This window comes from uncultured Stenotrophomonas sp., assembly GCF_963519125.1.
Classification (GTDB): Bacteria; Pseudomonadota; Gammaproteobacteria; order Xanthomonadales; family Xanthomonadaceae; genus Stenotrophomonas.
Genome location: NZ_CAUQLJ010000010.1, coordinates 115,603 through 141,687, shown reverse-complemented (window position 1 = coordinate 141,687; position 26,085 = coordinate 115,603). Strand labels below are relative to the sequence as shown.

Sequence of the window (26,085 nt, the reverse complement as noted above, 5' to 3'; positions counted from 1 at the left end):
CCATGCCTCACCTGCGCCCGTAGCAATTCGTAGCGCCGGGCTCTGCCCGGCGACCGCGCGCAGCGCGGCGCAAGCGTCCGAAGACCGCAGGTCGTCGGTTGTCGGCATGTAACCGACGTTTATAGGTTCCGGAGCCGCGCGTCAGGCGCCCCGATCCAAACGCATCGATACGGGGCGCGATTTACACGTACATCAACCAGCCAGCTCTGCCTGGTCCCGCTCAATTCCGTACTTCCGCAATTTTTCCACCAGCGTGGTGCGACGCAGCCCAAGCAGCTGCGCGGCATGCGCAACCACGCCCTGCGTACGCTCCAACGCCTCGTTGATCAGCGTCAATTCGATGCTGGCCATGTGGTTGCGCAGGTCCAGTCCCGCATCAGGCAGGGCCGGCGCACGTTCTCCCGGATTCGCCGCAGCCGCAGCCGCACCGGCCGCCGGGGTATGGAACGAGAAACTGCGCAGGTCCAAGCGCTCGTCGCTGCCCGCGTCCGGGGCAACTGCCGGCACCGGTGCGGCGACCGCGAAATCACCGCGATACTTCGCCGGCAGGTCCTGCACACGCACGCTGCCGCCCGGATGCAGCACCGCCAGGCGCTCCACCAGGTTGGTCAGTTCGCGCACGTTGCCCGGCCATTCGTAGGCGGCCAACGCCTGCAGCGCCTCAGGACTGAAACGCACTTCGCCACGACCGGTGCGGGCCAGCTGGCCGGCAATGGTGGTGACCAGTGCCGGCAGGTCTTCGGCGCGCTCGCGCAGCGCCGGAACTTCGATCGGGAACACGTTGAGGCGGTAGAACAGATCCTCGCGGAACTTGCCGTCGGCAATGCGCGACTCCAGGTCGCGGTGGGTTGCGGCGATCACACGCACGTTGCAACGGATGGTCTGGTTGCCGCCGACGCGCTCGAAGCTGCGCTCCTGCAGCACGCGCAGCAGCTTTACCTGCATCGGCAGGCTCATGTCGCCGATTTCGTCCAGCAGCAGGGTGCCGCCTTCGGCCATTTCGAAACGGCCCTTGCGCGCGCTCAGCGCACCGGTGAACGCACCCTTTTCGTGACCGAACAGTTCGCTTTCCAGCAGGTCGGCCGGAATGGCACCGCAGTTGATGGCCACGAACGGGCCATCGCGACGCGGTGAGCGCTGGTGGATCGAGCGCGAGACCACTTCCTTGCCGGTGCCCGATTCGCCCAGCACCAGTACGGTGGTGTCGAACGCGGCGACCTGCTCGATCATCTGGCGCAATGCGCTTACCGCCGCACCGTCGCCGGTCGGGCCCTGTTCCTGCACGGCGCCGGCCTGGTGTTCGGCGTCCAGCCGCTTCAGGCTGGCGCGGCGCAGCAGCGCTTCCATCTGGGCGTGGCGCAGCGGGGCTTCCAGCGACCACACATTGGCTTCATGCAGGCCGTGGCGTTGCGCGAACGCGCCGGCGTCGCCGTCGATCAGCATCACCGGCGGCGGCAGCGCGCCCTGGCCGGCCCAGGCAAACAGCGCTTCGCTGCGCTCGCCCGGCTCCAGCCCGCCGATGATCACCGCCATCCAGTCGGTGGCGCGGTGGCGGCGGGTGTCGAAGTCGGCCGGGTCGGCGACCCAACGCGGGTTGAAGTCCATGAATTCCAGCAGGCTGACGGTGCGCTCGGCGCGCACGGCGTCGTTGTCCAGCACCAGGATGCGCGACTCGCTCATGGCGTGGCCTCCGGCTTCAATCCTTCCAGAATCGGCATGACCTCCTGGATGTAGGACAATTTGCTGACGAAGTTGTTGGCACCGGCCCGCAGGGCGTGGTCGCGGTGTTCGGCGTCATCGAAGTGGCTGGCGATGACGATGTAGGGCGCGTCGTCCTGGCTCTTGATCAACCGGGTGGCCTGCAGCCCGCCCATCTCCGGCATGGCCAGGTCCATCAGCACCACCTGCGGACGCAGCGCTTCGGAACGCTCGATGGCTTCCAGGCCGTTGCCGGCACTGCCGACCACGTGCAGCCACTCGACCTTGCGGAAGTGGCGCATGGCCGCGTTGATGAAACCTTCGTGGTCGTCCACCAGCAGTACGGTGAGCTTGTTCATGTGTGTACTTCCTCAGCCCACCCGGGCCAGTAGCGGGGTGCGGGCACTGTGCCGGCGGCGTTCACGGGCCGGCGCGATGTCCAGTTGTTCGCGGTATTTTGCAACGGTTCGGCGGGCAATATTCACCCCCTGGCGTGACAGAAGTCCTGCAATGGCTTCATCGGCCAGCGGTTTGCCGGCCGGCTCGGCGTCGATCAGGCGGCGGACCATGGCCTTCACGGCCTGGCCGGAGACGCTGGCACCTTCCAGCCGCACCGCGAAGAAGTGCTTCAGCTCCAGGGTGCCGCGCGGGGTCTGCAGGTACTTGCCGGTGGTGATGCGCGAAACGGTGGACTCGTGCATGCCGATGGCGTCGGCTACTTCCTTCAGGGTCAGCGGTGCCATCGCCTCCTCGCCACGGGTCAGGAAACCGGCCTGGCGCTCGATGATGACCCGGGTGGTGCGCAGCAGGGTGTCGTAGCGCATCGAGAGGCCGCGGGTCAGCCAGCGCGCTTCCTGCAGCATGTCGCGCAGCGGCTGGGCGCTGTCGCCGGCATCGGCCAGGGCGTTCTCATAGGTGGGGTTGATGCTGAGGCGGCGGCTGGTGGCCGGGTTCAGCGCCACGCGCCACTGGCCGTCGGCGTGCCAGGCGACCACGTCGGGAATGACCGCGCCGGTGCTGTCCGGCAGCAGGCTGTCGCCCGGGCGCGGCTGCAGCGACAGGATCAGGCGAACCGCTTCGTGGATGTCGGCCACTTCGGCGTCGAGCTGGCGGGCGAGGGCGGGGTAGTCGTGCGCGGCCAGCGCCTCCAGCCCGTTGTCCAGCACGCGCTGGGCCAGGTGCCGGGCCGGCACGCGGCCGTGCAGGGCCCGCAGCTGTACCGACAGGCACTCGTGCAGGTCGCGCGCGGCCAGGCCGGCGGGGTCGCCGTGCAGGATCTGCTGGCGCACCGCTTCCACGCCGGCGGCGTCGACATCGCAGTGCGCACTGGCGAGCAGGGTCAGCTGCGCCAGCGGCGCGTCCAGGTAACCGGCGTCGTCGCAGTGCTCCAGCCAGAAACGGGCGACGGCCAGGTCGCGTGCGTCCAGTTCCAGCGACAGGCGCTGCAGGGCGCGCAGCTGCGGGTCGCTGGACTCGTCGGCGGCAATGCGCTGCAGGCGATCATCGTCGCCGTCGTGCCAGCTGGCACCGGCCACGTCCCACATCGCCGGTTCGGGCAGCTCATCGAAGGCCGCCACGTCCACCGTGGTGCCGGCTTCGTCGGTGGTCGCCGATTCCTGCGCCGGCGCTTCTTCCAGCTCCAGCAACGGGTTGGTCTCCAAGGCACGGCGGATCTCCAGCTCCAGCTGCATGCCGTCCAGCTGCAGCAGTCGGATCGACTGCAGCAGTTGCGGCGTGAGGTGGAGCTGCTGACCCAGCTGGGTCGACATGGTCGGCTTCATTGCGGTGTTCCCCGTCGCACCGTGTCCCCGGTGCGTTATGGAACACATCTTGCTTGTGATCCCTTGAGGGGGAAATCAGGGGGTTCCTGAGTGGGGTCGTCAGGTTCCCGACAGCGTGTAGGGAGATTCCCTACCGTATTCCAGTTCTTTGACGCTGCTTGCCGCTGGAACCCTTGTGGTTGCGTGGGCGGGCGAGGGGGCTGCGATTCAGAATTCCGACGGCGACGGGTGCGGAGCCTGTCCGGTGTCGGGGAACCGTCGCCGTTTATTCCAGCTCGTGCTGGTGACGGGCGGCCAGCAGCAGCAGGTCGTTGGCGCGGCGGCAGCCGAGCGACTCCATCATGCGGGCGCGATGGGTTTCCACCGTCTTGACGCTGATGCCGAGGTCAGCGGCGATTTCCTTGTTGCTTTCGCCCTTGCCGATCTGGCGCAGGATCTCGCGCTGGCGTGGCGACAATGCGGCAACGCCCACCGGCTTTTCCTTGCCCAGCATCGGCGCCAGCATCTTGGCCGAGATCTGCGGGCTCAGGAACACCTGCCCGGCATGGGCGGCGCGCAGGGCAAGTTCCAGTTCCTGCGGGGCGGCGTCCTTGACCACGAAGCCGACCGCGCCGCGGTCCAGCGCATCGCGCACGTGCACGGCGTCGTCGTGCATGGTCATCATCACCACGCGGGTGCCGGGGGCACGCACCAGGATGTCGCTCAGCGCTTCCAGTCCGGTGCGGCCGGGCAGGGAGAGGTCCATCAGGATCACATCGGGTGAATGCAGCAGCGCCATCTGCAGGGCCTGCTCGGCGTTGCTGGCCTCGGCGGCCACGTCCACGTCGGCAAAGCCCTGGAGCAGGCGACTGAGGCCGGCGCGGACCAGGGTGTGATCGTCGACGATGAGAACGCGCACGGGCAGGATGGGTGTGAAGGTCAAGAAGTTCTTCACATTACCCGACGCAGGGGCGGGAGCCAAGCGGTAGAGCCGGGCTCTGCCCGGCATTTGAACGATGAGGGTCCGTCTTGAGCCGGGCAGAGCCCGGCTCTACCGGTCAGCCGTCCCGTGACCGCCGGCTTTCTGCGACCTGCCTTCTGTGCAGCCTGAACAGGTGACGCTCGAGCGCCATTTCCAGCGCCTCGCTCATCGGCTGGAAGCGCAGCCACAGGAAACAGGAGCCGGCGCCGCTGGCCGCCTCAGCCAGGATCGACACGGGCAGCTCGATGTGGTCGGGCAGCCAGTCGCAGGGCTGCAGGCGGATCACGCCGAGGCTGCCGGTCTGGGCGCCGGTGCGGCTGCCCAGCTCCAGGCGGATGCCGCGGCGCGACCAGCGCAGCGGGCGCAGGTCCAGTTCCTGGGTGCTCTGTCGGACCAGCCGGCCGAGCAGCACCATGGTCAGGTCCAGCTTCGCTTCCAGGCGCTGCAGCTGGGCGCTGTCGCCGCGCTCGTCATGGCCGTCGTCGACGCGCGCGTCTTCGACCAGGGCGACGCTGCGCAGCAGGGTTTCGGCGCTGCCCGGGCGGATCACCGCGCTGCCCAGGCGGAATTCGGCCGGCAGGGCGAGATCGCAGCTCAGCGTTTCATCGAACAGCTCGCTTTCAGCCGGATGATGGATTTCGCTGGGGCGCTGTTCGCTCATGAGAGGGATTCTGCCCGCAGGTAGGCGAGCGACGCGCGAACGGCGCGTCGGTCGGCGGTGAGGTGGCTGCCGGCCTCGTCGCGACGGCTGGCCATGCGGATGCTGACCTGCTGCTGGCGGGCGATCAGCCCACGCAGCGAGCCGGCATCGATGCGGGCATCGTACTGGTCCAGGTAGTACCGCACCTGGCCATCGTAGGCGTCCATCAGGCGCTGGGTCAGGTCGTGGTCGTCCCCTTCGACCGCGCGCGCCAGCTCGTCCAGCGCGTCATGCAACGGCTGCAGCAGGTCCGGACCGGGCGGGGGGGCGTGCATCAGGCGCCTGCCGCAGCGGGTTGGCGCTGGTCGTGCGGGATCGCATTCCACGCGGCGTCGATCTCGCCCAGCAGCTGCAGCGCTTCCTGCAGCGCGGTGCCATCGTTGTGGAGATTGGCATCGGTAAGCCGCTGCATGACGTAGTCGTACAGCGCCGACAGGTTGCCCGCGATATCGCCGCCGGCTTCGTGGTCGAGCGAGCCGTTGAGGTGGCCCACGATCGCGCAGGCCTCGCCGATCGCCTTGCCCTTGCGAGCCTGGTCGTTGCGCTCCAGGCAGGCCTCGGCCAGGCGGATGCGCTCGCAGGCGCCGGACAGCAGCATCGCAACCAGCTTGTGCGGGTCGGCATCATTGACGGCGCTGGATACGCCGACTTTGCGGTACTGCTCTGCGTACTGACGGCTGGAACCGTACATGGGGTATTTCTCCTCGGGGCCGACCCACGCCAACATCAGGTGGTGGGTGCTGCCATCAATATCGGCGAAGCCAGGTGGAAACTTGAGCGCTATGGCGCGCCGGCTCAGCTGCTGGTCTTCTTGGCCAGCGCCTGGGTCAGGCTGTCGCTGGTGGTCTGCATCTGCGTGACCAGCGTCTCCATGGCGGTGAACTGTTTGGTGTAGCGGTCGGAAACCTTTTCCATGCGCGCATCGAGCGCGTCCAGGCGGGTTTCCAGATCCTTGATCTGTTTGTTCAGCGAATTGGTGCGCTGGGTCAGGGTGCCGGTTTCCTTGTCAAGGTTGCTCTTGATCAGGGTGTCCATCGGCTTGGCGATGGCGCCGTCCTTGCCGAACAGGCGGGCCACGGCATCGGGGTCCTTGCCGATGGCGGTTTCCATCTTGGCCGTGTCGACCGCCAGGCTGCCATCAGCCGCCAGGGTGACCCCCATTTCCTTCAGCGCATTGACGTTGGTGCTGAACTGGCTGCGCAGCTGCTGTTGCAGGCCACGCACCATGGCGTCGCCGGTCAGGGCGGCGGCCGTCTTGCTGGTGGTGTTGTAGGCACTGGTGGACTTCAGTGCGGTGTTCATGGCGTTGTACGCCGTGACGAAGGTGGCCATGTCCGCCTTCACCGACGTGTTGTCGCGGGTGATGGTCAGGGTCTGGGTCTTGCCGACCTCGGTACCGGCCTTGGTCAGGGTCAGGTTCACACCGGGAATGATGTCGCTGATGGTGTTGGAACTGGAGGTGCGGGTGAAGCCGTCGACGATGACCACCGCATCCTTGGGTTCGACGGTCTGGGTCATCGGCGAGCCGGCGGTACCGTCGTAGGTCAACGCGTCCAGCCCGCCATTGCCGCCCGACGCGGTGATCTTGACCGCACCGGCCAGGCCGCTGTCGACGGCGCTCAGCATCAGGTGCTGGCCATCGTCGGCGGTGATGACGCTGGCGCTGACGACCTTGCCGCCGGCGGCCTTGTTGATGGCGGCGGCGATGTCGCTGAGTTTGCTGTCGGCATTGACCGTGACTTCCAGGGTCTTGTCGCCGTAAGCGATGGTGAGCGTGCCGTCACCGACCACCGCGTCCTTGGCAAACGCGCCGGAACTGAGCTTCTGGCCCTGTGCCAGCGATTTGACTTCCACCTGATGCGTGCCGGCGGAGGCCGATGCGGCGCCTTCGCTGGTGTCGATGGTGGCACTGAAATTCGAGTCGGTGATGGTGCTGGCCTTGAACGACGGCTTGTCGGCGTTCTTGATCAGGCTGGCCAGGGTGGACTGCAGGTTGGTCATGCCACTGGTCAGGGTGGCCAGTGCCGACAATTTGGCACTGGCAGCGGTACCGGCGCTGTTGATCTGGTTTTCCTGCGGCTCGCGCTCCTTGGCGACCAGCTGGGCCACCAGGGTGGGAATATCGAGGCCGGTACCAATGCTGCCAATCGCCATGTCTGCTGTCCTGTCTTGGAGTGGGCACGCACCTGCCTGCGCTTCCTGCAGGTGTTATCGGCCCGGAACGTGAAGGCTTGAGCCCGCCTGCCGGGTCGGCGGGCGTGCGGATGCAGATACGGATGCAACTGCCGTGCCATAAAGGAAAACCCCGCCGAAGCGGGGTTCCCTGTTCCACGTGAAAGACCGGGATCAGCCGTTCAGCAGGCTCATCACGCTGGACGGCGACTGATTGGCCTGGGCCAGCATCGCGGTACCGGCCTGCTGCAGGATCTGCGTGCGGGTCAGCTCGGCGGTTTCCTTGGCGTAGTCGGTGTCGCGGATACGGCTGCGCGATGCCGACAGGTTTTCGGACGTGGTGTTGAGGTTGGCGATCGTGGAAGTGAAGCGGTTCTGGATCGCACCCATGTCGGCGCGCGAGGAGTTCACCGCCTTCAGGGCGTTGTCGACGATCGCCAGCGAACGCTGCGCGCCAGCCACCGAGCTGATGTTCAGGTCGCCGACCGAGGTCTTGGTGGTCGAAACCGTGCCGCTGTTGGCCGCGGTGCTGGTTTCGGTCAGGCCGAGGCCGGCCGCGCTGGCGACGGTGGCGCCGGCGGTGGCGGTGCCACCGTAGGCGACGTCGAAGGCCTGGCCGTCCTTGATGCCGCCCAGGGTGATCACGCCGCTCTTGACCGAGGCGTACACGCCGGTGGTATCCATCTTTTCGTTGATCGCTGCAGCGGTGGCGGCAGTGATCGACTGGCCGGACTTCACGGTGAAGTCGGAAATGGTGACGGTCTGCGCGGTGCCGCCCTTCGGGGTGTAGGAGATCTGCAGGCCCGTGTAGGTGGTGTCGGCGGTGGCGGCGTCGGCGGTGGCCAGGCTGGTACCCACGTAATCGCCGGCGAAGGCGCCGCTGCCCAGCTTGCTGGTGCTGGCGTCGACGATGCTGTTGATGCCGATGGTCTGGCCCGAATCGGCACCGACCTGGAACAGCGCGCCGGAGAACGAGCCGTCCAGCAGCTTGGTGCCGTTGAAGTTGGTCTGGCGCGAAACGCGGTCGATTTCCGAGGTCAGCTGCTTCACTTCGGCGTTCAGCGCTTCACGGTCGCTGTCGGAGTTGGTGGCGTTGGCCGACTGCACCGACAGTTCGCGGATACGCTGCAGGTTGTTGCCGATTTCGACCATCGCGCCTTCGGCGGTCTGGGCCAGCGAGATGCCGTCGTTGGCGTTGCGCACGGCAACGTCCAGGCCACGGATCTGGGTGCTGAAGCGCTCGGAGATGGCCAGGCCGGCCGCGTCGTCCTTGGCGCTGTTGATGCGCAGGCCCGAGGACAGGCGCTGGATGGTGGTGGCCAGGCTGGAACCGCTCGTGGAGAGGTTGCGCTGGGCGTTCAGCGACATCACGTTGGTATTGATGACTTGTGCCATTGTCTTGCTCCTGGTGGCGATGATGTCGCCGGGTGGAAGAGGTGTTCGCTCCTTGCGGAGGTGCCATGCGTCATGTCATGTGCTGGCTGAAATCATTAGCGACATAATGTCAACAACCTTTAGCCGATAGACGCTGGAAAACGCGGTTTTTCGACGCGGCCATGAATGCAGAAAGCCCCGCTTTCGCGGGGCTTTCCGTTCACGCAGGTTCTGCCCGGATCAACCCTGGAGCAGGCTCATCACGCTGGACGGCGACTGGTTGGCCTGGGCCAGCATCGCGGTACCGGCCTGCTGCAGGATCTGCGTGCGGGTCAGTTCGGCGGTTTCCTTGGCGTAGTCGGTGTCGCGGATACGGCTGCGCGAAGCCGACAGGTTTTCCGAGGTGGTGCCGAGGTTGGCGATGGTGGAGGTGAAGCGGTTCTGGATCGCACCCATGTCCGCGCGCGAAGAGTTCACCGCCTTCAGCGCCTTGTCGACCACGTCGATGGCCTGCTGGGCACCGACCACCGAGGAGATGTCCAGGCCTGCCGCGTAGCTCTTGGTGGTGGGGGCGGCAGTGGACGCGGTGAAGGTCGGTGCGGTCTTGGTCGCCGGGGTGGCGGCGGTGTCGGTCCAGGTGCCGGCGGTCACGGTGAAGGCCTTGAAGGCGCCAGCCGAATCGGTGCTGTCCTTGATCGCGGTCAGGTTGACCTTGGTCGCGTCGGTCTTGTCGACTTCGGCGTAGACACCGGACTGGTCCATCTTTTCGTTGAGGGCAGCAGCCACGGCCTTGGCGGCCGCACCCTGCATGTCGGCGGCGGTGGTGCCGGTCGCCTTGACTTCAATGGTGCCCAGGTCGATCGCCTTGCCGTCCGAACCGGTGACCTTCATGCCGGTGATCTTCAGGCCCTGGCCTGCGGTCACGCCGGCAGCAGCGACGGTCAGCGAGTTCTTGTCGAACTGCGAACCGCCCAGCGAGCCGGCGCTGGCGTTGACGATGCTGTTGATGCCGATGGTCTGGCCCGAATCCGCACCGACCTGGAACAGCGCACCGGAGAACGAACCGTCCAGCAGCTTGGTGCCGTTGAAGTTGGTCTGGCGCGAAACGCGGTCGATTTCCGAGGTCAGCTGCTTCACTTCGGCGTTCAGCGCTTCACGGTCGCTGTCGGAGTTGGTGGCGTTGGCCGACTGCACCGACAGTTCGCGGATACGCTGCAGGTTGTTGCCGATTTCGACCATCGCGCCTTCGGCGGTCTGGGCCAGCGAGATGCCGTCGTTGGCGTTGCGCACGGCAACGTCCAGGCCACGGATCTGGGTGCTGAAGCGCTCGGAGATGGCCAGGCCGGCCGCGTCGTCCTTGGCGCTGTTGATGCGCAGGCCCGAGGACAGGCGCTGGATGGTGGTGGCCAGGCTGGAACCGCTGGTCGACAGATTGCGCTGTGCGTTCAGCGACATCACATTGGTGTTGATGACTTGTGCCATTTCCGTGCTCCGGGGTGCGAAGGTGATGCGGGTTGAGTGGGTTGCCCGGCTCGGGCAACGGGCGAAGTGCCCTGGTTGAAGTCATTAACGACACGCCGGCGGGAACCTTTAGGCCCGGCGAGGCCTTTTTCTGCATTTGTCAACAAAAAAACCCCGCCGAAGCGGGGTTTCCTGGACGCCGGATGGCCGGGGATCAGCCCTGGAGCAGGCTCATCACGCTGGACGGCGACTGGTTGGCCTGGGCCAGCATCGCGGTACCGGCCTGCTGCAGGATCTGCGTGCGGGTCAGTTCGGCGGTTTCCTTGGCGTAGTCGGTGTCGCGGATGCGGCTGCGCGAAGCCGACAGGTTTTCCGAGGTGGTGCCCAGGTTGTTGATGGTGGAGGTGAAGCGGTTCTGGATCGCACCCATGTCGGCCCGCGAAGAGTTCACCGCGGTCAGTGCCTTGTCGACGATGGACAGGGCCTGCTGGGCGCCGGCGACCTTGGAGATGTCCAGGTCGGCGGCGAAGTTCATCTTCAGCGCGGCCTGTGCGGTGGCGTCGCTCGGGGCGTAGGCCGTAGCGGGCAGGGTAACGGCGGTGCCCGAGTCGAGGGTGCCGAAGTCGACGTCGATGGCGTTGAACACGCCCTTGTCGTTGACGCTGTTCTGCACCGAGGTCAGGTTGATGGTGCCGTTGGCGGCCGTCTCGGCGTAGACGCCGGTCTGGTCCATCTTTTCGTTGATCGCGGCGGCGATGGCGGCGGCGGTGGCCTTCTGGGTGCTGGCAGTGTCGGCGCCGGCCTTCACGTTGATGTCCGACAGCGTGTACGCCTTGCCGTCGGCGCCGGTGATTTCCATGCCGCTGATCTTGACGTCGCTGTTGGTCGCACCGGCACCGATCGCGAAGCTGCCCTTGTCGAACTTGGCGCCGCCCAGTGCGCTGGCGCTGGCGTCGACGATGCTGTTGATGCCGATGGTCTGGCCCGAATCCGCACCGACCTGGAACAGCGCACCGGAGAACGAACCGTCCAGCAGCTTGGTGCCGTTGAAGTTGGTCTGGCGCGAAACGCGGTCGATTTCCGAGGTCAGCTGCTTCACTTCGGCGTTCAGCGCTTCACGGTCGCTGTCGGAGTTGGTGGCGTTGGCCGACTGCACCGACAGTTCGCGGATACGCTGCAGGTTGTTGCCGATTTCGACCATCGCGCCTTCGGCGGTCTGGGCCAGCGAGATGCCGTCGTTGGCGTTGCGCACGGCAACGTCCAGGCCACGGATCTGGGTGCTGAAGCGCTCGGAGATGGCCAGGCCGGCCGCGTCGTCCTTGGCGCTGTTGATGCGCAGGCCCGAGGACAGGCGCTGGATGGTGGTGGCCAGGCTGGAACCGCTGGTCGACAGATTGCGCTGTGCGTTCAGCGACATCACATTGGTGTTGATGACTTGTGCCATTTCCGTGCTCCTGGATGAGAAGGTAGTGCCGTCTGGATGGGGTGCCCCGGGGGAGGCAATGGGCGATGTGCCCTGGTTGAAATCATTAACGACACCCCGTCGCGAACCTTTAGGGCCAGTGCCCTTGTTTTTTTGCAGGCAAGCAGAAAAACCCCGCCGGAGCAGGGTTTTTCGTCACGCAACAGCGGGTGGAATCAACCGTTCAGCAGGCTCATCACGCTGGACGGCGACTGGTTGGCCTGGGCCAGCATCGCGGTACCGGCCTGCTGCAGGATCTGCGTGCGGGTCAGTTCGGCGGTTTCCTTGGCGTAGTCGGTGTCGCGGATACGGCTGCGCGAAGCCGCCAGGTTTTCCGAAGTGGTGCCGAGGTTGGCGATGGTGGAGGTGAACCGGTTCTGGATCGCACCCATGTCGGCGCGCGAGGAGTTGACCGCCTTCAGGGCGTCGTCGACCACCGAGAGGGCACGCTGTGCGCCTGCAACGCTGGAGATATCCACGCCGCTGACGGTGTCGCTGACCGTAGCGTCGACCTTGGTCGCCGAAATGCCGGCGAATGCCGGGGCGAGGTCGGCGTCGGTGGTGGTGCCTGCGGTGAATTCGAAGGCCTTGTCCGACTTCAGCGAGGTCAGGGTGAGCTTGCCCGCGCTGTCCATGGAGGCGTACACGCCGGTCTGGTCCATCTTGTCGTTCAGGGCATTGACGGTCTTCTTGCCGACTTCAAGGGCGGATTCGCCGGCCTTGAACGACACGTCGCCAATGTCCACGCCGTTCAGCTTCAGGGCGGTGACCTTGCCGTCCGCAGCGGCAGCATCGCCGTACATGGCGGCGGTGCTGGTCTGGGTGGCGGCGTACTTGCCGTTGCCCAGGCTGGCGGTGCTGGCGTCGACGATGCTGTTGATGCCGATGGTCTGGCCCGAATCGGCACCGACCTGGAACAGCGCGCCGGAGAACGAGCCGTCCAGCAGCTTGGTGCCGTTGAAGTTGGTCTGGCGCGAAACGCGGTCGATTTCCGAGGTCAGCTGCTTCACTTCGGCGTTCAGCGCTTCACGGTCGCTGTCGGAGTTGGTGGCGTTGGCCGACTGCACCGACAGTTCGCGGATACGCTGCAGGTTGTTGCCGATTTCGACCATCGCGCCTTCGGCGGTCTGGGCCAGCGAGATGCCGTCGTTGGCGTTGCGCACGGCAACGTCCAGGCCACGGATCTGGGTGCTGAAGCGCTCGGAGATGGCCAGGCCGGCCGCGTCGTCCTTGGCGCTGTTGATGCGCAGGCCCGAGGACAGGCGCTGGATCGTGGTGGCCAGGCTGGAACCGCTGGTCGACAGGTTGCGCTGAGCATTCAGCGACATCACGTTGGTATTGATTACTTGTGCCATTTTTCTCTTTCCTGTGGGCGAGTTCCGGCCGCGGCGTGCACCCGGACTGACGCAGAGACCGCACCCGAGTCGGATGCAGTTGTTGCAGGAGAGATAACGGCGGCTTGCCCGGGGGCTTGAGAAAAAATACGCAGAAAACATCACCCGGGCAGGGTGATGGTCGGTGGTTGCGCGTGCCCGGAGGTTGTCCGGACGCGCGGAATTGCCTGTAACGCGGGGCGTTCAGCCCGGCGCGCGTGACGTCATCGGATGGCGTTGAACAACGACATCTGCTGCATCTGGGTAAAGATGGTCTGGGCGGCCTGCAGCGAAATCTGCTCCAACTGGTACTGGCCGATCGCTTCGGCGTAATCCAGGTCGCGCATCGCCGACAGCGTGGTTTTGAGGGTCACGCCGTTGGCGTCGCGCAGCGCACCGGCATCGTCGATCGCCTTCAGCTGGGCGCCGCCGGCGGCGCGGGCGTCGATGAACTTCTCCGAGGCGCGCGCCACGTCGCGGATGCCCGCCTGCAGGATGTTCTGCTGGCGCGCCACGGCGGTCGGGTCATCGGCGGCGTTGTCGAGTGCGCTGATCATGCCGTCCAGGGTCGAGAAGATGTCGCGGGCGCCGGCGCTGCCGATCCCGAAGCTGTCGCCGGCCTTGGGTTCGCCTTCGATACGCATCGAAACGCCTTCGAACGTGATGTCTTCGCCAGCCTTGAAGGCGCCGCTCTTGACCACGGTGTTGGTCGCATCGACCACTTCATACGCGTCCGGGCCGGTGAAACGCAGGGTGTAGCTGGCGCCATCCCAGTTGCCGGATGCGGCGTCCTTGCCGAAGGTGGTCAGCACGCCGGTACCGGCGTTGGTCGCGGCGGCGCTGCCGTCCAGGCTGCCGTCACCGGTGCGGATGCGCAGGAAGATCTCGCTGCCGGGCAGGGCGTCCTTGACGAAGGTGTCCGGTGCTACTTCCACCTGTCGCTGGGTCTGGTCGCCGTTGTAGGTGACCACGCCATTGGCGAGTTTGAACGGCGCGTCGGCGTCATCGGTACCACCGAACAGGTAGCGGCCGGTACCGTCGGTGCTGTTGGCCAGCGACAGCAGGCCGTCGCGCACGCTCTTCAGTTCCGAGGCGATCGACTTGAGGTCGGCTGCGGAGAGGGCCGGGTTGTTGGCCTGGATGGTCAGCTCGGTGATGTGCGCCATCATGTCGCCGGCCTGGGCCAACGCATTTTCCTGCAGGCCCAGCCGGTTCTCCACCACGTCGCCGTTGCGCGCGAAGCGGTCCAGCTCGGCTACGGCGCGGTCCAGCCCGACCGCAGTGCCCGCCGCGACCGGATCGTCCTTGGCGCTGACCAGCTTCTTGCCGGTGGCCAGCTGCTGCTCTAGGTGGTTCATCTTGCTCTGCTTGGCCATCATCATCGAGATGGACTGGTTGAACATCATCCCGGTGGAAATGCGGTTGTTCATCGCGAAACGGCTCCCAGGATGGTCTGGAACATGGTGTCGGCAGTGGAGATCAGCTGTGAGGCGGCCTGGTAGGCCTGCTGCAGCTTGAGCATGTCGGCGGCTTCTTCGTCCAGGTTGACCCCGGACACCGAATCGCGCGAGGCCTGCGCCTGGTCGGTAATGACCTGCTGGGCCTGCAGCGAATAGTCGGCGGCACGTGCGGCCGAGCCGACCAGGGTGGTCAGGCCACCCAGTGCGCCGTTCAGTGTCACCGTGCCGGCGTTGAAGGTCTTGGCGTCTTCAACCTTGGCCAGCAGCAATGCGTTGGTGTTGTCGCTCGACCCGGCCGGGGTCGGGCTGATGTTGAAGCTGTCGCCGACCTTGGGCGCCCCATCCAGCACGAAACTCCAGCCATTGGCGCTGATGGTCTGCCCGGCGGTGTAGGTGAACGGTCCGGCGCCATCCACGGTGTACTCGGTGGCGCTGGTGAAGACGATGGCGGCCGGGTTGCGCAGGTTCGCGTTGGTGTAGTCGGTCACGGCCACGCCGCTCACCTTCCCGGTACCGGTATTGGACAGCCCGGCGGCGGCCTTGACGGGTGCTGCAGCGGCAATGCGCGAGGTGTCGGTGATCGCCACCGACAGGCTGCCGGCCACGCCGGCGGTGGGCTGCAGCAGGAAGCGGTCGTTCTGCGCCGGGGTGCCGGACATCACCAGCTCCACGCCGTTGAGTACCAGCGGGTCGGCGGTGGTGCCGGTACCGGTCATCGGCACCGCGGCACCGGTGTCGGCGCGCGTGGCCTGCCAGGTGCCGCCGTCGAACTTCAGCACGATGTTCTGGCCGTCCAGCTTGGACAGGTCGCCAAAACTCGCGCTCACGCTGGCCGAGCCGGTGTTGCCGGTGTTGCCGGTGACGCGCGGGCTGCCGAAGTTGAAGAAGTCCGCCCCCATGTTGCCGTACAGGTCGACACCCTGGTGATGGGTTTCGTTGAAGCTGCTGGCCAGGCCCACGGCCAGCTTGCCGAGTTCGGCCTGGGTCGGGGTCAGCACGTTGTTACGGAATTCCAGCAGGCCACCGATCTGGCCGCCGAGGCTTTTCGGGTCCAGGGTCACCTTCTGGCCCTGGGTTTCCATGGCCAGCTGCAGGCGCTCGGGCTGGTACGGGTCGGTGACCGTGGTGACCTTGCTCGCGCTGGTGCCCACCACCACGGCCTGGCCGCCGGCGGTGTAGACGTTCATGAAGCCGCCGTCCTGGATCACGGCGGTCCCGCCGGTGTAGCCGATCAGGTTGGCCACCAGCTGGTCGCGGCGATCAAGCAGGTCGGGTGCGGCGGTGTTGGCGTTGCTGCCGATGGCGCCGTTGAGCTGGGCGATCTCGGCGGCCAGCCGGTTCACTTCGGAGGCACCGGCGATCAGGCCGTTGTTGACCTCGCCATTGAGCGAGTTGAGGCTTTCATTGAGCTGTTTGAAGCGGCTGGCGAGGGTGCCGGCGTTGTCCAGCAGGTTCTGCCGGTCGGCAGTGCCCGAGGCATTCGAGGACAGGCCGCTGACCGTATCGAAGAAGTTCGACCACACGCCGGACACATTGGTGGCGGTGTCGGAGAACAGCGAATCCACGCGGTCCGCCAGGGTAGACAGCTGCTTCAACCGCGCCAGTTCACCGCTGCTGTCGAGCAGCCGTGAGATCGCCAGCTGGTCGGCGACGCGACGCACGTCGGAGATCCGGGTGCCGTTGCCGATATCGCCGTAGCCCAGGTTCTGCGGGGTGGCGGTGGCGAAGTCCACCTTCTGCCGGCTGTAGCCGGGCGTGTTGATGTTGGCGACGTTATGGCTGGTGGTGGCCAGTGCGCGCTGGAAGGCGAGCAGGGCGCTGGTGCCGGTGGAAAGTACGGACATGGGTTACCTCAACGACGGATTGCCCCCAGCCCGGCAGGGCTGGCGGTGCTGGCAAAGGTGCGGCCCAGGCGCTGGCCGGCGTCGTCCACGGCGGCGATGGCGCGCTCGATGGTCGGGCCACCGGCGATCGCGGCGATCTTCGCCGCGTAGCGGGGGTCGGTGGCATAACCGGCGCGCTGCAGGCCCTGCGCGAATCCGCGCACGTCGCTGCCGGCCTGCAGGGCATTCTGGTAACGCGGGCTGTTCTTGAGCAGTTTCACGTAGTCGGCGAAGCTGTCGCCGACCGAGCCGTAGGCGCGGAAGCTCGCGGTTTCGTTACGGCGCACGCCGTCGACATATTCATGGGTGCCGCTGGTGGCACGCTCGCCGCTCCAGCCGGTGGACTTGATCCCGAACAGGTTGTGCGAGCTGCCGCCGCCATTGCGCTGCACCAGCTTGCGACCCCAGCCGGTTTCCAGCGCGGCCTGGGCGACCAGCGCCTTGGCGTCCACGCCGAGTTCGCGGGCGGCCTGCTGCGCATGGCCCCAGATGCTGGCCACGAAGCCTTCCGGGGTGTGCGGGCCAAGCTGCGCGGCAGCGGTACTGGCGGCGAGCGTGTCGACCGCGCCAGGTGCGGTGCCGGCGTTGCGCACATTGCTCCAGCGATCGTCGGCCATCGCCCAGTCGGCACTGGCGGCATCCTGCGAGGGCATCGCGCCGTAGGCATCGCTGCGGCCGATCGCATCGTGCATCTGGCTGCTTTCGCGCCCGGCGATCAGGTCCAGCGCGCGTTCCATCGGCTGCAGCACCGCAGACGGAGCACCGCCGCTCATCTTCTGCAGCAGGTCCACTTCGCTGGTGCCGGCGGGCATTGCGTCGCTGGTCGGCAGCGCCATCGGCGCTGCGGCCGGCGCGTTGAGCCGGTAGGCGCGCAGCGCGGCGTTGGGGTTGAGCGTAGTGTCGGTGGGTTTGGCCGCTTCGCCTTCGCCGCCGCCGAGCTGGCGCGAGATCATTGCCGACAGCCCCAGGCCACGGCCACGGGTCATCGCTTCGGCGATCTTCTGGTCGTACATGTCGCGGAACATGGTGTTCTCGCCTGGCAGCAGCGAGTCGCCGAAGCTGGCATCGCGCATGCTCTTGACCAGCATCTGCGCGAACTGGCCCTCGAGCTGGCGCGCGACTTTGTCGACCTTGGCCGGGCTGTTGGCCTGGGCCGGGTTGAGTTCCAGCGACGGTTGGATGCGCATCAGATGACCTCGAGCTCGGCACTGAGTGCGCCAGCCTGCTTGAGCGCCTCCAGGATCGCGATCAGGTCGCCCGGGGCCGCGCCGACGGCGTTGACCGCATGCACGATCTCATCGAGGGTGCTGCCGCCATTGAACTTGAACATGCGGCTGCCATCGTTGGTGGCGGTGATGGTCGACTGCGGCGTAACCACGGTCTGGCCGCCGGCAAGCGCGTTCGGCTGGCTGACGTTGGCGTTCTCGTTGATGGTCACGGTGAGCGAGCCGTGCGAGATCGCCGCGGCGCCCACGTGGACCTGCGACCCGATCACGACCGTGCCGGTACGCGAGTTGACCACCACCTTGGCCGGCGCGCTGCCGGGAGTGAGTTCGAGATTCTCGATACGCGCCAGCATGCCGATACGGGCACCGGGGTCGGTGGGCGAGCGCACCGCGACGGTGACGCCATCCACCGCACGCGCGGCACCTTCGCCGAACGCGTTGTTCAGCGCGGCGACCATGCGCGAGACGGTGGTGAAATCGTTCTGGTGCAGGTTCAGGGTGATGTCGCCGCCGGCGCTGAACACGTCGGGCAGGGCGCGCTCAACGGTAGCGCCGTTGGGAATGCGGCCGACGCTGGGCACGTTGACCGAGACCCGCGAGCCGTCCTTGCCCTGCGCGCCGAAGCCGCCGACCACCAGGTTGCCCTGGGCGATGGCGTAGACCTGGCCGTCGGCACCGCGCAGCGGCGCCATCAGCAGCGAACCGCCGCGCAGCGACACCGCATTGCCGATCGAGGACACGGTGATGTCGATCGGCTGGCCCGGCTTGGCGAACGGCGGCAGTTCCGCATGGATCGCCACTGCGGCCACGTTCTTCAACTGCGGGTTGACGTTGGCGGGCACGTTCACGCCCAGCTCGCCGAGCAGGTTCTTCAGGCTCTGCACGGTGAACGGCGCCTGGCTGGTGCGGTCGCCGCTGCCATCCAGGCCCACCACCAGGCCGTAGCCCACGAGCGCATTGCCGCGCACGCCGCCGACCTGGGCCAGGTCCTTGATGCGCTCCGCATGGGCCGACGACATCAGCACAAACGTAGCGGCAAGGAGGTAGAGCGAGGCCCTGCCTCGCTGGCCGAAAACGATCGAAATAAAGTTCTTCATACCCACCTCAGAACGGCACCAGCGCCGAGTTGAAGAACCGGCTCAGCCAGCCCATCGCATTGGACTGCGCCACTGGCCCGCGACCGCCGTACACGATGCGCGCATCGGCCACGCGGCTGGACGCAATGGTGTTGTCCGGGGAGATGTCGGCCGAGCGCACGATGCCCTGCACCTGCACCAGCTCATCGCCCTGGTTCAGGCGCAGGTTCTTCGACCCCTGCACGACCAGGTTGCCGTTCGGCAGGCGCTGCATCACGGTCACGGTCACGCTGCCCTGCAGGCGGTTGCTCTGCGCGCTGGTGCCCTTGCCGGTGAAGTCACGGCTGCCGGACGCGGTGGCACTGAGGATGTCCTTGCCGCCCAGCGTGACCGGCGCGCCGAGCAGCGTCGGGGTGCTCAACGCAAGGTTGGACTCCTTGTCCGTGCTGGTGTTGGCGGTGGTCTGCGCGGTGGTGCTTTCGGTCAGGGTGATGGTCAGCAGGTCGCCGACATCGCGCGCGCGACGGTCCGAGTACAGCTGCAGGCCCGGGCCGGCGGCGTAGATGGCGCCGGCGGTGGCCGGGGCGCTCGGTGCGACCACGGGAACCACCGGGGCCATGGCCGGGTACGGCCGGACGTCGCCGGCGATCACGCAGCCGCCAAGCAGGGCGACCACGCTGGCGGCGGAGAGCAGGCGAAGGGCAGGGGTGAGAAGCAGCATGGCGGGGTCCCGGTTCAAACCGATCAGACGTTGTTGTTGAGGTAACCGAGCATCGAGTCGGTGGTGGAAATGGCCTTCGCGTTCATTTCGTAGGCGCGCTGGGTTTCGATCATCGAGACCAGCTCTTCCACGACATTGACGTTGCTGCCTTCCAGCGCGCCCTGGACCACGCTGCCCAGGCCGTTGAGGCCGGGGTTGCCGTTCTGCGCGGGGCCGGAGGCGGTGGTTTCCAGGAACAGGTTTTCGCCGCGCGCCTGCAGACCGGCCGGATTGACGAAGTCGGTCAGGGTCAGGGCACCGATCTCGACCGAGGCGGCGTCGTCGGCCATCTTCACGCTGATGGTGCCGTCGGTGCCGATGGTCAGCGACTGCGCGCCTTCGGGGATCTGGATGCCGGGCTGCACCGGGTAGCCGCTGTTGGTGACCAGTTCGCCCTGCTGGTTGCGCTGGAACGAGCCGTCACGGGTGTAGGCCGAGGAACCATCGGGCATCTGCACTTCGAAGAAGCCGCGGCCGTTGACCATCACGTCCAGCGCGCGGCCGGTCTGCTGCTGGCTGCCCTGCTCGAAGTTCTTCGAGGTGGCCACCACGCGCACGCCGGTGCCCAGCTGCAGGCCGGTCGGCAACTGGGTCTGCGCCGAGGACGAACCGCCAGGCTGGCGCACCTGCTGGTACAACAGGTCTTCAAAGCTGGCACGGTCCTGCTTGAAGCCGGTGGTGTTGGTGTTGGCGAGGTTGTTGGACACCACCGACATGCGCGTCTGCTGCGCGTCCAGTCCGGTCTTTGCGATCCACAATGCCTGGTTCATGGCGTTGTTCCTGTATTGGTGCGGGTGGCCGCATGGGGCGACCGTCGTTCTGACTGATGCATGGCGCGTGCCAGAACCGCGCCGGGTTTACGTCGCGGGCGTCGGTCAGCTGCCCAGGCGCAGCAGCGAGTTGGCGCTGCGGGCGTTGTCGTCGCCGTGTTTGATCACCTTCACCTGCATTTCGTACTGGCGCTGCAGCTGGATCATCTGCACCAGTGCGCCGGCCGCGTCCACATTGCTGCCCTCCAGCTGGCCGCTGTCCAGCGACTTGCCCTGGGCCTGCACGAACGGCTGCTGCGGGTCGGTGTTGCGCATCAGCCCGTCCAGCCCGCGCTCCAGCCGCGCATCGTCGGCCTGGACCACGCGCAGGCGGCCGATCACCGCCATGGTCTGCGGGCCTTCGCCCTGCGGGATGATCGAGATGGTGCCGTCGTTGCCGATGTCCATCGCCTGGTGCGGCGGCACCGCGATCGGCGCGCCGTTCTCATCCAGCACCGGGTGGCCGCCGGCGGTGACCAGCTGGCCATTGGGCGTGATCGACAGCGCGGCGCCACGGGTGTAGGCCTCGCCGCCGCCGGTGGGGGCCTGCACCGCCAGCCAGTTGCCCTGGTCGAGCGACAGGTCCAGTGCGTTGCCGGTGATCTGCTGCGCACCCTGGCGGCGGTTGAAGCCTGCGTCCACGTGCAGGGCGTCCACGCGCGAGGCGAAGCCGGTGCCCTTGATCGGGAACGCCTCGGTGTTGGCCAGCGCTTCCTTGAAGCCGGGCGTATCGGTATTGGCCAGGTTGTGCGACAGCGTGCCCTGCGCCTGCAGGGACGCACGTGCACCGGTCATCGCAACGTAGAGCGCCTTGTCCATCGTGATAGTCCCGAGCTGCGGTCAGTGGCTCATCAACGGATGTTGATGATGGTCTGGGTGATCTGGTCCATGGTCGAGACCATCTGCGAGTTGGCCTGGAAATTGCGCTGGGCGGTGATCATGTTGACCAGCTGCTCGGTCAGGTCGACCGTGGAGGATTCCAGCGAGCCGGCCTGGACCTTGCCCAGGTTGGAGCTGTCCGGTGCGCCGGTGCGCGGGGTGCCGGAGCTGAAGGTTTCCACCCACAGGTTGTTGCCCTTGGCTTCCAGGCCCTGCGAATTGTTGAAGGTGGTCAGGGCGACCTGGCCCAGCGGCTTGTCGTCGCCGTTGGTGTAGCGGGCATAGACCACGCCTTCCTCGGACACGGTGATCTCGTTGAGCTTGCCGGCCGCATACCCGTCCTGCTGGGTGTTGCGCAGGGCGAACTTCTCGCCGTACTGGGTCGAACCGGTCACGTCCAGGGTCATCGCCAGGGTGCCCGCGCCGGTGGTCGGGGTGAACGGGTCCATCACGATCTGGCCGTTGGCCGGGTTGGTCAGCGCGCCGGCGTTGTTGAACGCCACCGTGGTCGGCGTACCCACGGCCTGGCCGTCCACGTAGTTGTATACCTGCCATTCGTTGACCGCAGCGGTCTTGACGAAGTACGAGGTCTGGGTGTGGCTCACGCCGAGCGAGTCATACACGGTGACGCCACCGGTGGACTCGCTGTAGCTGTTGGAGTCGGTCGGGTCGAACGGGGTCACGGTCGGCTGGGTTGCGTTGGCCGGAAGGGTAAAGGCCACGTTGACCTTGCCGGTCTGCTTGGGCGGGCTGTCGGTGGTGAGCAGCTGCAGGTCGGTGAGGCGGCCGCTGTCGAAGCTGGTGCCGTCGGCATTGGGCGCGAACACCTGCAGGCGTGCGCCCTGCGGGTTGGTCACGTAACCGGCCTGGTCGGTCTGGAAGTTGCCGGCGCGCGAGTACACGCGTGCACCGTTCATGTTCATGGTGAAGAAGCCCTCACCGGAAATGGCCATGTCCAGGCTGCGCCCGGTCTGTTCGTTGTTGCCCTGCGAGAACTGCTGGGCCACGTTGGTCAGGCGCACGCCTGAACCCACCGCATTCTTGGACAGGCCGTAGCTGGTGGCCGAGAACAGGTCGGCGAACTCGGCGCGCGATTCCTTGAAGCCGGTGGTGTTGACGTTGGCGACGTTGTTGGCAGTAACGCTCAGGTCGGAATTGGCGGCATTGATGCCGGACAGCGAGACATTGAAGCCCATGGGATGCTCCTGATAAGTACGGGGTGTGCGGCTCAGCTGACGCGGAGCACGTAGTCGATCGGGGCCGTGCCCAGGCCCTTGAGGTTCAGGTACAGGCCGTCGGAACCGACGGTCACGCTCTCCACCGGTGCCTGTACGTAGGTGGACAGCTTGGTGCTCTTGCCGGCGGTGTCGACGTGGTTGGCGACGACCGAGTACTTGCCCGGTTCCATGCGCTTGCCGTTGGCGTCCTTGCCGTCCCACTGGAACGCGGTTTCGCCGGCGGCCTTGGCTTCAACGCTCAGCGAAGTGACCTTGGTGCCGTTGGCATCGGTGATGTCCACGGTGATGATGCCGGCCGAGGGTGCGGCCACCGTGCCCTCGACGTTGCCTTCCTTTTCCAGCACCAGCTTTTCCGATGGCACCAGTACCTGGTGGCCGACCAGCGCAGCGCCACGCAGCACCTGGTCGCTGGCCATCGACTCCTGGAAGCCCTTCACCGTCTTGTTCAGATCGGTGATGCCCTGCACGGTGGACATCTGTGCCATCTGCGCAACCATCTGCGTGTTGTCCATCGGCTTCAGCGGATCCTGGTGCTGCAGCTGCTCGGTCATCAGGCGCAGGAAATCGGCCTGGTCCAGCGTGTTCTTCTTCTTGGTGGCGTTGCTGTTCGGAGCGTTCAGGCCCAGCGCGGAATAGACGTCCTGGCTGGTCTGGTTGTTGACGGCGGTGGTCATGGCGGTATCCGGTGCTGCGGGCCTCAGCGGCCCATGGTCAGGGTGGCCAGGGCCAGTTCCTTGGCGGTGGTCAGCATCTCCACGCCGGCCTGGTAATTGCGCGAGGTCGAGATCAGGTTGACCATCTGCGCGACCGGGTCGACGTCGGCCTGGTAGATGTAGCCGTCGCCGTCGGCCAGCGGGTGGCCGGGTTCGTAGCGCTTGATCGGCGCAGCGTTGCTCTGGCTGATCTCCTTGACCTGCACCGTGGTCATGTTCGGGTCGGTGCGGCTGGTCACCGCCTGGAAGATCGGTTCCAGCGGCTTGTACACCGCGTCGGCCGAGCCGGCCACGGTGTCCGCGTTGGACAGATTGGAGGCCAGGGTGCTCATGCGCACGGACTGCGCCTGCAGCGCGGAGCCGGCGATGTCGAAAATGGGCAGGTTGCTCATGGCTTATTGCCCCGTGATCGCGGTGAGCATGGAGCGCACCTTGGATTCGACGAAGCTCAGCGAGGCGCGGTATTCCAGCGCGGCGCGGCCGTAGGCGGCGCGTTCGGCGTCCGGGTCGACGGTGTTGCCGTCGATGCTGGGCTGCACGCCTTCCTTGGTGATCTGGAACGGGTTGAGGCCGTTCCCGGTGAGGAAGTGCTGCTCACTGGTGGTGCGCATCAGGCCGTTGCTGTCGGCGCCCTGGGCGTTGCGCAGGGCAGCGTCGAAGTCCAGGTCCTGGGCCTTGTAGCCGGGGGTGTCGGCATTGCTCAGGTTGCTGGCGATCAGCTTCATGCGCTGCTCGCGCAACGGCATGGCCTGGGCATGGACACCCAGATAGTCGGAAATCAGGTTGGGCACGGCGCTCTCCCACGGGACGATGTGGGGGAGGGTGCAAGCGGCGTGCCAATGACCGCATGCTGCGGTCATTGGTTGGGCATTCTTCCTTAACCCCGCGCCGTTGGCGCGCCCCCTTCAACAAGAAGGGGGCTCTTCCCCAGACGGGGATCGGGGTTCCATCAACGCGGCGTTATGCCGCCTCGGCGACCTTTCGGAGGCGGTCGAGGACGAAATCGGCCAATTCATGCGGGGAATATTTGGCCACGAACGCGTTCGCGCCCACCCGTTCGACCATGGCGTTGTTGAATACGCCCGAGAGGGAGGTGTGCAGCAGCACGTACAACCCGGCCAGGCCCGGGTGGCGACGGATTTCCGTCGTCAAGGTGTAGCCGTCCATGGCCGGCATTTCGATGTCCGAAATGACCATGGCGTACCGCTCGGCCGGGTTCTCGCCGGCGGCATGGATCTGCAGCAGGTGGTCCAGCGCCTGCTTGCCGTCCGAGAGCAGGGTGGCGCCCACGCCCAGCTGGTCCAGCACGCTGCGGATCTGCTGGCGGGCCACGCGTGAGTCGTCCACCACCAGCACCTGCAGCTGCGGGCCATCGGGCGACAGCGCCATGGACGGGTCCAGCACCGCCTCGCCACGCACCTGGGCGATGTCGGCCAGCACGCTTTCCACGTCGATCACTTGGATCAGCTCGCCCTGGAAGCGGGTGACGGCGGTCAGGTAGCTCGATTCGGCGCCCAGCTCCGGCGGCGGGTGGATGTCTTCCACCGCAATGTTGACGATCCGCTCCACGCCGCTGACCAGGAAGCCCTGGATCGAACGGTTGAATTCGGTCACCACCAGGTAGCCCGGGGCCTTGTCCGCGTCCGGCTCGCGCTCGGGGTGGCCGATCGCCAGGCCCAGGTCCAGCACCGGCACCGAACGGCCGCGCACGTCGGCCACGCCCGCGAACTGGCCGGGCAGGCCGGGTACCTGGAACAGGTCCGGGCGGCGCAGGACTTCCTGCACCTTGAACACGTTCACGCCAAAAAGCTGACGTCCGCCAAGGCGGAACAACAGCAGGGCGAGGCGGTTGTGGCCAGCCAGGCGCGTGCGCTGGTCGATGCGGTTGAGCAGGTCATGTGACATGGAGACGGTATCGGCGCCACCGGCATTCCCTTGAGGGCTGCGCGGAAGGTCGCAACGGCACGGCGCTTGCATGACGTTGCGCAATGCCTGCACCCGGAGCCGCCATGCGTATCTATAGCCTCGCCCTGCTGATCGCCGCCGCCGCGCTGGCCGCCGCGCCGGTGCATGCCGCGGGTGGCTGGCAGCCGGTGGAAAGCATCCGCGCCGCCGCCCTGTCCACGCTGCCGGCCGGCAGCGAGGGTGACACCACGCTGGACTCGGCCCTGCGGCTGCCGGCCTGCGGCCAGGGGCTGGTGGCGCAGCCCACCGGCACCACCACGGTGGAGGTCAGCTGCCCGGACGCCGGCGGCTGGCGCCTGTTCGTCCCGGTGAAGGTGCGGCGCAACCAGCCGGTGCTGATCCTCAATCGTGGGGTTGCCGCTGGAGAAACCCTGAGCGCGGCCGATATCACCACTGCACAGCGTGACGTGGCCCGTATCGCCGGTGCCGCCCTGGCCGACCCGGCCGTGGCGGTGGGGCGGGTGGCGCGGCGCACGCTGAGTGCCGGCAGCCTGCTGTCAGCCAATGATCTGGTCGCCCAGCGTCTCATCCGCCGCGGCGACAGCGTAGCCCTGGTCTCCCGCTATGGCGGGGTCGAGGTCCGCGTGGCCGGCAAGGCGTTGGCCGATGCCGGTGAAAATGAACGCGTGTCGGTCGAGAATCTGTCGTCACGCAAGGTGGTACAGGGTACGGTGGCGGCTTCCGGCGACGTAATTGTGACGCGCTGACCACTGCGACCCGTAAATTTTCCTAAAGATGGCGGCCGTGGTGCCGTTATCCCTTGTGAACCGTAACTCCCAGGACATCACCATGAGCCAGAAAATCGACGGCAACCTGCAGGCGCCCACCCTTCTGCGCAGCATTGCGCCGGGGAACAAGCCCAGCGTGAGCACCGATGCCCCGGCGCGCCCGGTGGAAGCTGCCGACAGCCTGCGGCTGACCGGCGAAGCCACCAGCCTGCAGGCGATGCAGCGCGAGCTGAGCACCGCCCCGGCCATCGACGCCGGCCGCGTGCAGGCCGTGCGCGAGTCGCTGCAGAATGGCACCTACAAGATCAATCCGGACGCGATCGCCTCGCGCATGCTCGAGCTGGACCAGCAGCTGCAGGGATGAAG

26 protein-coding genes are annotated in these 26,085 nt (G+C 66.7%); 2 read left to right on the top strand and 24 right to left on the bottom strand.

Features of this window, described 5'->3' with window-relative positions:
* Window positions 1-192: 192 nt before the first annotated feature.
* The 24 genes from RYM47_RS10830 to RYM47_RS10715 form a co-directional block, all read right to left on the bottom strand.
* Entirely contained in the window at window positions 193-1,680 is a 1,488-nt protein-coding gene (locus RYM47_RS10830; RefSeq protein WP_315387828.1) for a sigma-54 dependent transcriptional regulator, read from the bottom strand.
* Window positions 1,677-2,057 carry a response regulator transcription factor gene (locus tag RYM47_RS10825; RefSeq protein ID WP_315387826.1) on the bottom strand — a complete coding sequence of 127 codons (381 nt, stop codon included), beginning with the start codon at window positions 2,055-2,057 and terminating at the stop codon, window positions 1,677-1,679. The genes RYM47_RS10830 and RYM47_RS10825 overlap by 4 nt, the downstream gene beginning before the upstream one ends.
* Before the next feature lie 12 nt (window positions 2,058-2,069).
* The gene (gene rpoN / locus RYM47_RS10820; RefSeq protein ID WP_315387824.1) at window positions 2,070-3,479 is read right to left on the bottom strand and encodes an RNA polymerase factor sigma-54; all 1,410 of its coding nucleotides are present in this window, start codon (window positions 3,477-3,479) and stop codon (window positions 2,070-2,072) included.
* Window positions 3,480-3,744: 265 nt separating this feature from the next.
* Window positions 3,745-4,377 carry a response regulator transcription factor gene (locus tag RYM47_RS10815; RefSeq protein ID WP_102945480.1) on the bottom strand — a complete coding sequence of 211 codons (633 nt, stop codon included), beginning with the start codon at window positions 4,375-4,377 and terminating at the stop codon, window positions 3,745-3,747.
* Window positions 4,378-4,516: 139 nt separating this feature from the next.
* On the bottom strand, window positions 4,517-5,101 hold the full coding sequence (locus tag RYM47_RS10810) for a PilZ domain-containing protein (RefSeq protein ID WP_315387822.1): 585 nt from the start codon (window positions 5,099-5,101) through the stop codon (window positions 4,517-4,519).
* A complete protein-coding gene (locus RYM47_RS10805) occupies window positions 5,098-5,415 on the bottom strand; it encodes a hypothetical protein (protein ID WP_315387820.1) in 318 nt (105 codons plus the stop codon). The genes RYM47_RS10810 and RYM47_RS10805 overlap by 4 nt, the downstream gene beginning before the upstream one ends.
* The gene (gene fliS / locus RYM47_RS10800) at window positions 5,415-5,831 is read right to left on the bottom strand and encodes a flagellar export chaperone FliS (RefSeq protein WP_315387818.1); all 417 of its coding nucleotides are present in this window, start codon (window positions 5,829-5,831) and stop codon (window positions 5,415-5,417) included. The genes RYM47_RS10805 and fliS overlap by 1 nt, the downstream gene beginning before the upstream one ends.
* 104 nt (window positions 5,832-5,935) lie before the next feature.
* Window positions 5,936-7,294 carry a flagellar filament capping protein FliD gene (gene fliD, locus RYM47_RS10795; protein WP_315387816.1) on the bottom strand — a complete coding sequence of 453 codons (1,359 nt, stop codon included), beginning with the start codon at window positions 7,292-7,294 and terminating at the stop codon, window positions 5,936-5,938.
* A gap of 192 nt (window positions 7,295-7,486) precedes the next feature.
* The gene (locus tag RYM47_RS10790) at window positions 7,487-8,707 is read right to left on the bottom strand and encodes a flagellin (RefSeq protein ID WP_315387815.1); all 1,221 of its coding nucleotides are present in this window, start codon (window positions 8,705-8,707) and stop codon (window positions 7,487-7,489) included.
* Between the two features lie 219 nt (window positions 8,708-8,926).
* Complete coding sequence (locus RYM47_RS10785; protein ID WP_315387814.1) at window positions 8,927-10,168, bottom strand: flagellin; 1,242 nt, start codon at window positions 10,166-10,168, stop codon at window positions 8,927-8,929.
* Between the two features lie 193 nt (window positions 10,169-10,361).
* Window positions 10,362-11,591 carry a flagellin gene (locus RYM47_RS10780; protein ID WP_315387813.1) on the bottom strand — a complete coding sequence of 410 codons (1,230 nt, stop codon included), beginning with the start codon at window positions 11,589-11,591 and terminating at the stop codon, window positions 10,362-10,364.
* Window positions 11,592-11,785: 194 nt separating this feature from the next.
* Complete coding sequence (locus RYM47_RS10775) at window positions 11,786-12,964, bottom strand: flagellin (RefSeq protein ID WP_315387812.1); 1,179 nt, start codon at window positions 12,962-12,964, stop codon at window positions 11,786-11,788.
* A gap of 242 nt (window positions 12,965-13,206) precedes the next feature.
* Window positions 13,207-14,412, bottom strand: a complete 1,206-nt coding sequence (flgL, locus tag RYM47_RS10770; protein WP_315387810.1) for a flagellar hook-associated protein FlgL — start codon at window positions 14,410-14,412, stop codon at window positions 13,207-13,209.
* Entirely contained in the window at window positions 14,409-16,286 is a 1,878-nt protein-coding gene (gene flgK / locus RYM47_RS10765) for a flagellar hook-associated protein FlgK (RefSeq protein ID WP_315387808.1), read from the bottom strand. Before flgK ends, flgL begins: the two co-directional genes overlap by 4 nt.
* Before the next feature lie 8 nt (window positions 16,287-16,294).
* Window positions 16,295-17,512, bottom strand: coding sequence for a flagellar assembly peptidoglycan hydrolase FlgJ (flgJ, locus tag RYM47_RS10760; RefSeq protein ID WP_315387806.1), 1,218 nt, complete (start codon window positions 17,510-17,512; stop codon window positions 16,295-16,297).
* Window positions 17,512-18,648 carry a flagellar basal body P-ring protein FlgI gene (locus RYM47_RS10755; RefSeq protein WP_315387805.1) on the bottom strand — a complete coding sequence of 379 codons (1,137 nt, stop codon included), beginning with the start codon at window positions 18,646-18,648 and terminating at the stop codon, window positions 17,512-17,514. The genes flgJ and RYM47_RS10755 overlap by 1 nt, the downstream gene beginning before the upstream one ends.
* Before the next feature lie 7 nt (window positions 18,649-18,655).
* Window positions 18,656-19,348, bottom strand: coding sequence for a flagellar basal body L-ring protein FlgH (flgH, locus tag RYM47_RS10750; RefSeq protein ID WP_315387804.1), 693 nt, complete (start codon window positions 19,346-19,348; stop codon window positions 18,656-18,658).
* 23 nt (window positions 19,349-19,371) lie between these two features.
* Entirely contained in the window at window positions 19,372-20,157 is a 786-nt protein-coding gene (gene flgG / locus RYM47_RS10745; RefSeq protein ID WP_068851734.1) for a flagellar basal-body rod protein FlgG, read from the bottom strand.
* 105 nt (window positions 20,158-20,262) lie between these two features.
* Window positions 20,263-21,015 carry a flagellar basal body rod protein FlgF gene (locus tag RYM47_RS10740; RefSeq protein ID WP_315387802.1) on the bottom strand — a complete coding sequence of 251 codons (753 nt, stop codon included), beginning with the start codon at window positions 21,013-21,015 and terminating at the stop codon, window positions 20,263-20,265.
* A gap of 32 nt (window positions 21,016-21,047) precedes the next feature.
* Complete coding sequence (flgE, locus tag RYM47_RS10735; protein WP_315387800.1) at window positions 21,048-22,271, bottom strand: flagellar hook protein FlgE; 1,224 nt, start codon at window positions 22,269-22,271, stop codon at window positions 21,048-21,050.
* 32 nt (window positions 22,272-22,303) lie between these two features.
* Window positions 22,304-22,987, bottom strand: coding sequence for a flagellar hook capping FlgD N-terminal domain-containing protein (locus RYM47_RS10730; RefSeq protein ID WP_049436369.1), 684 nt, complete (start codon window positions 22,985-22,987; stop codon window positions 22,304-22,306).
* A 23-nt stretch (window positions 22,988-23,010) separates the two neighbouring features.
* Window positions 23,011-23,418 (bottom strand): flagellar basal body rod protein FlgC, encoded by a 408-nt coding sequence (gene flgC, locus RYM47_RS10725; RefSeq protein WP_315387796.1) that lies wholly within the window; start codon window positions 23,416-23,418, stop codon window positions 23,011-23,013.
* 3 nt (window positions 23,419-23,421) lie between these two features.
* A complete protein-coding gene (flgB, locus tag RYM47_RS10720) occupies window positions 23,422-23,817 on the bottom strand; it encodes a flagellar basal body rod protein FlgB (protein WP_102946870.1) in 396 nt (131 codons plus the stop codon).
* Window positions 23,818-23,986: 169 nt separating this feature from the next.
* Complete coding sequence (locus RYM47_RS10715) at window positions 23,987-24,931, bottom strand: chemotaxis protein (protein ID WP_315387794.1); 945 nt, start codon at window positions 24,929-24,931, stop codon at window positions 23,987-23,989.
* Window positions 24,932-25,035: 104 nt separating this feature from the next.
* Here RYM47_RS10715 and flgA point away from each other — a divergent pair, with 104 nt between their 5' ends.
* Window positions 25,036-25,698 carry a flagellar basal body P-ring formation chaperone FlgA gene (gene flgA / locus RYM47_RS10710; protein ID WP_315387793.1) on the top strand — a complete coding sequence of 221 codons (663 nt, stop codon included), beginning with the start codon at window positions 25,036-25,038 and terminating at the stop codon, window positions 25,696-25,698.
* 82 nt (window positions 25,699-25,780) lie between these two features.
* The gene (gene flgM / locus RYM47_RS10705; RefSeq protein ID WP_315387792.1) at window positions 25,781-26,083 is read left to right on the top strand and encodes a flagellar biosynthesis anti-sigma factor FlgM; all 303 of its coding nucleotides are present in this window, start codon (window positions 25,781-25,783) and stop codon (window positions 26,081-26,083) included.
* The last annotated feature ends 2 nt before the right edge of the window (window positions 26,084-26,085 follow it).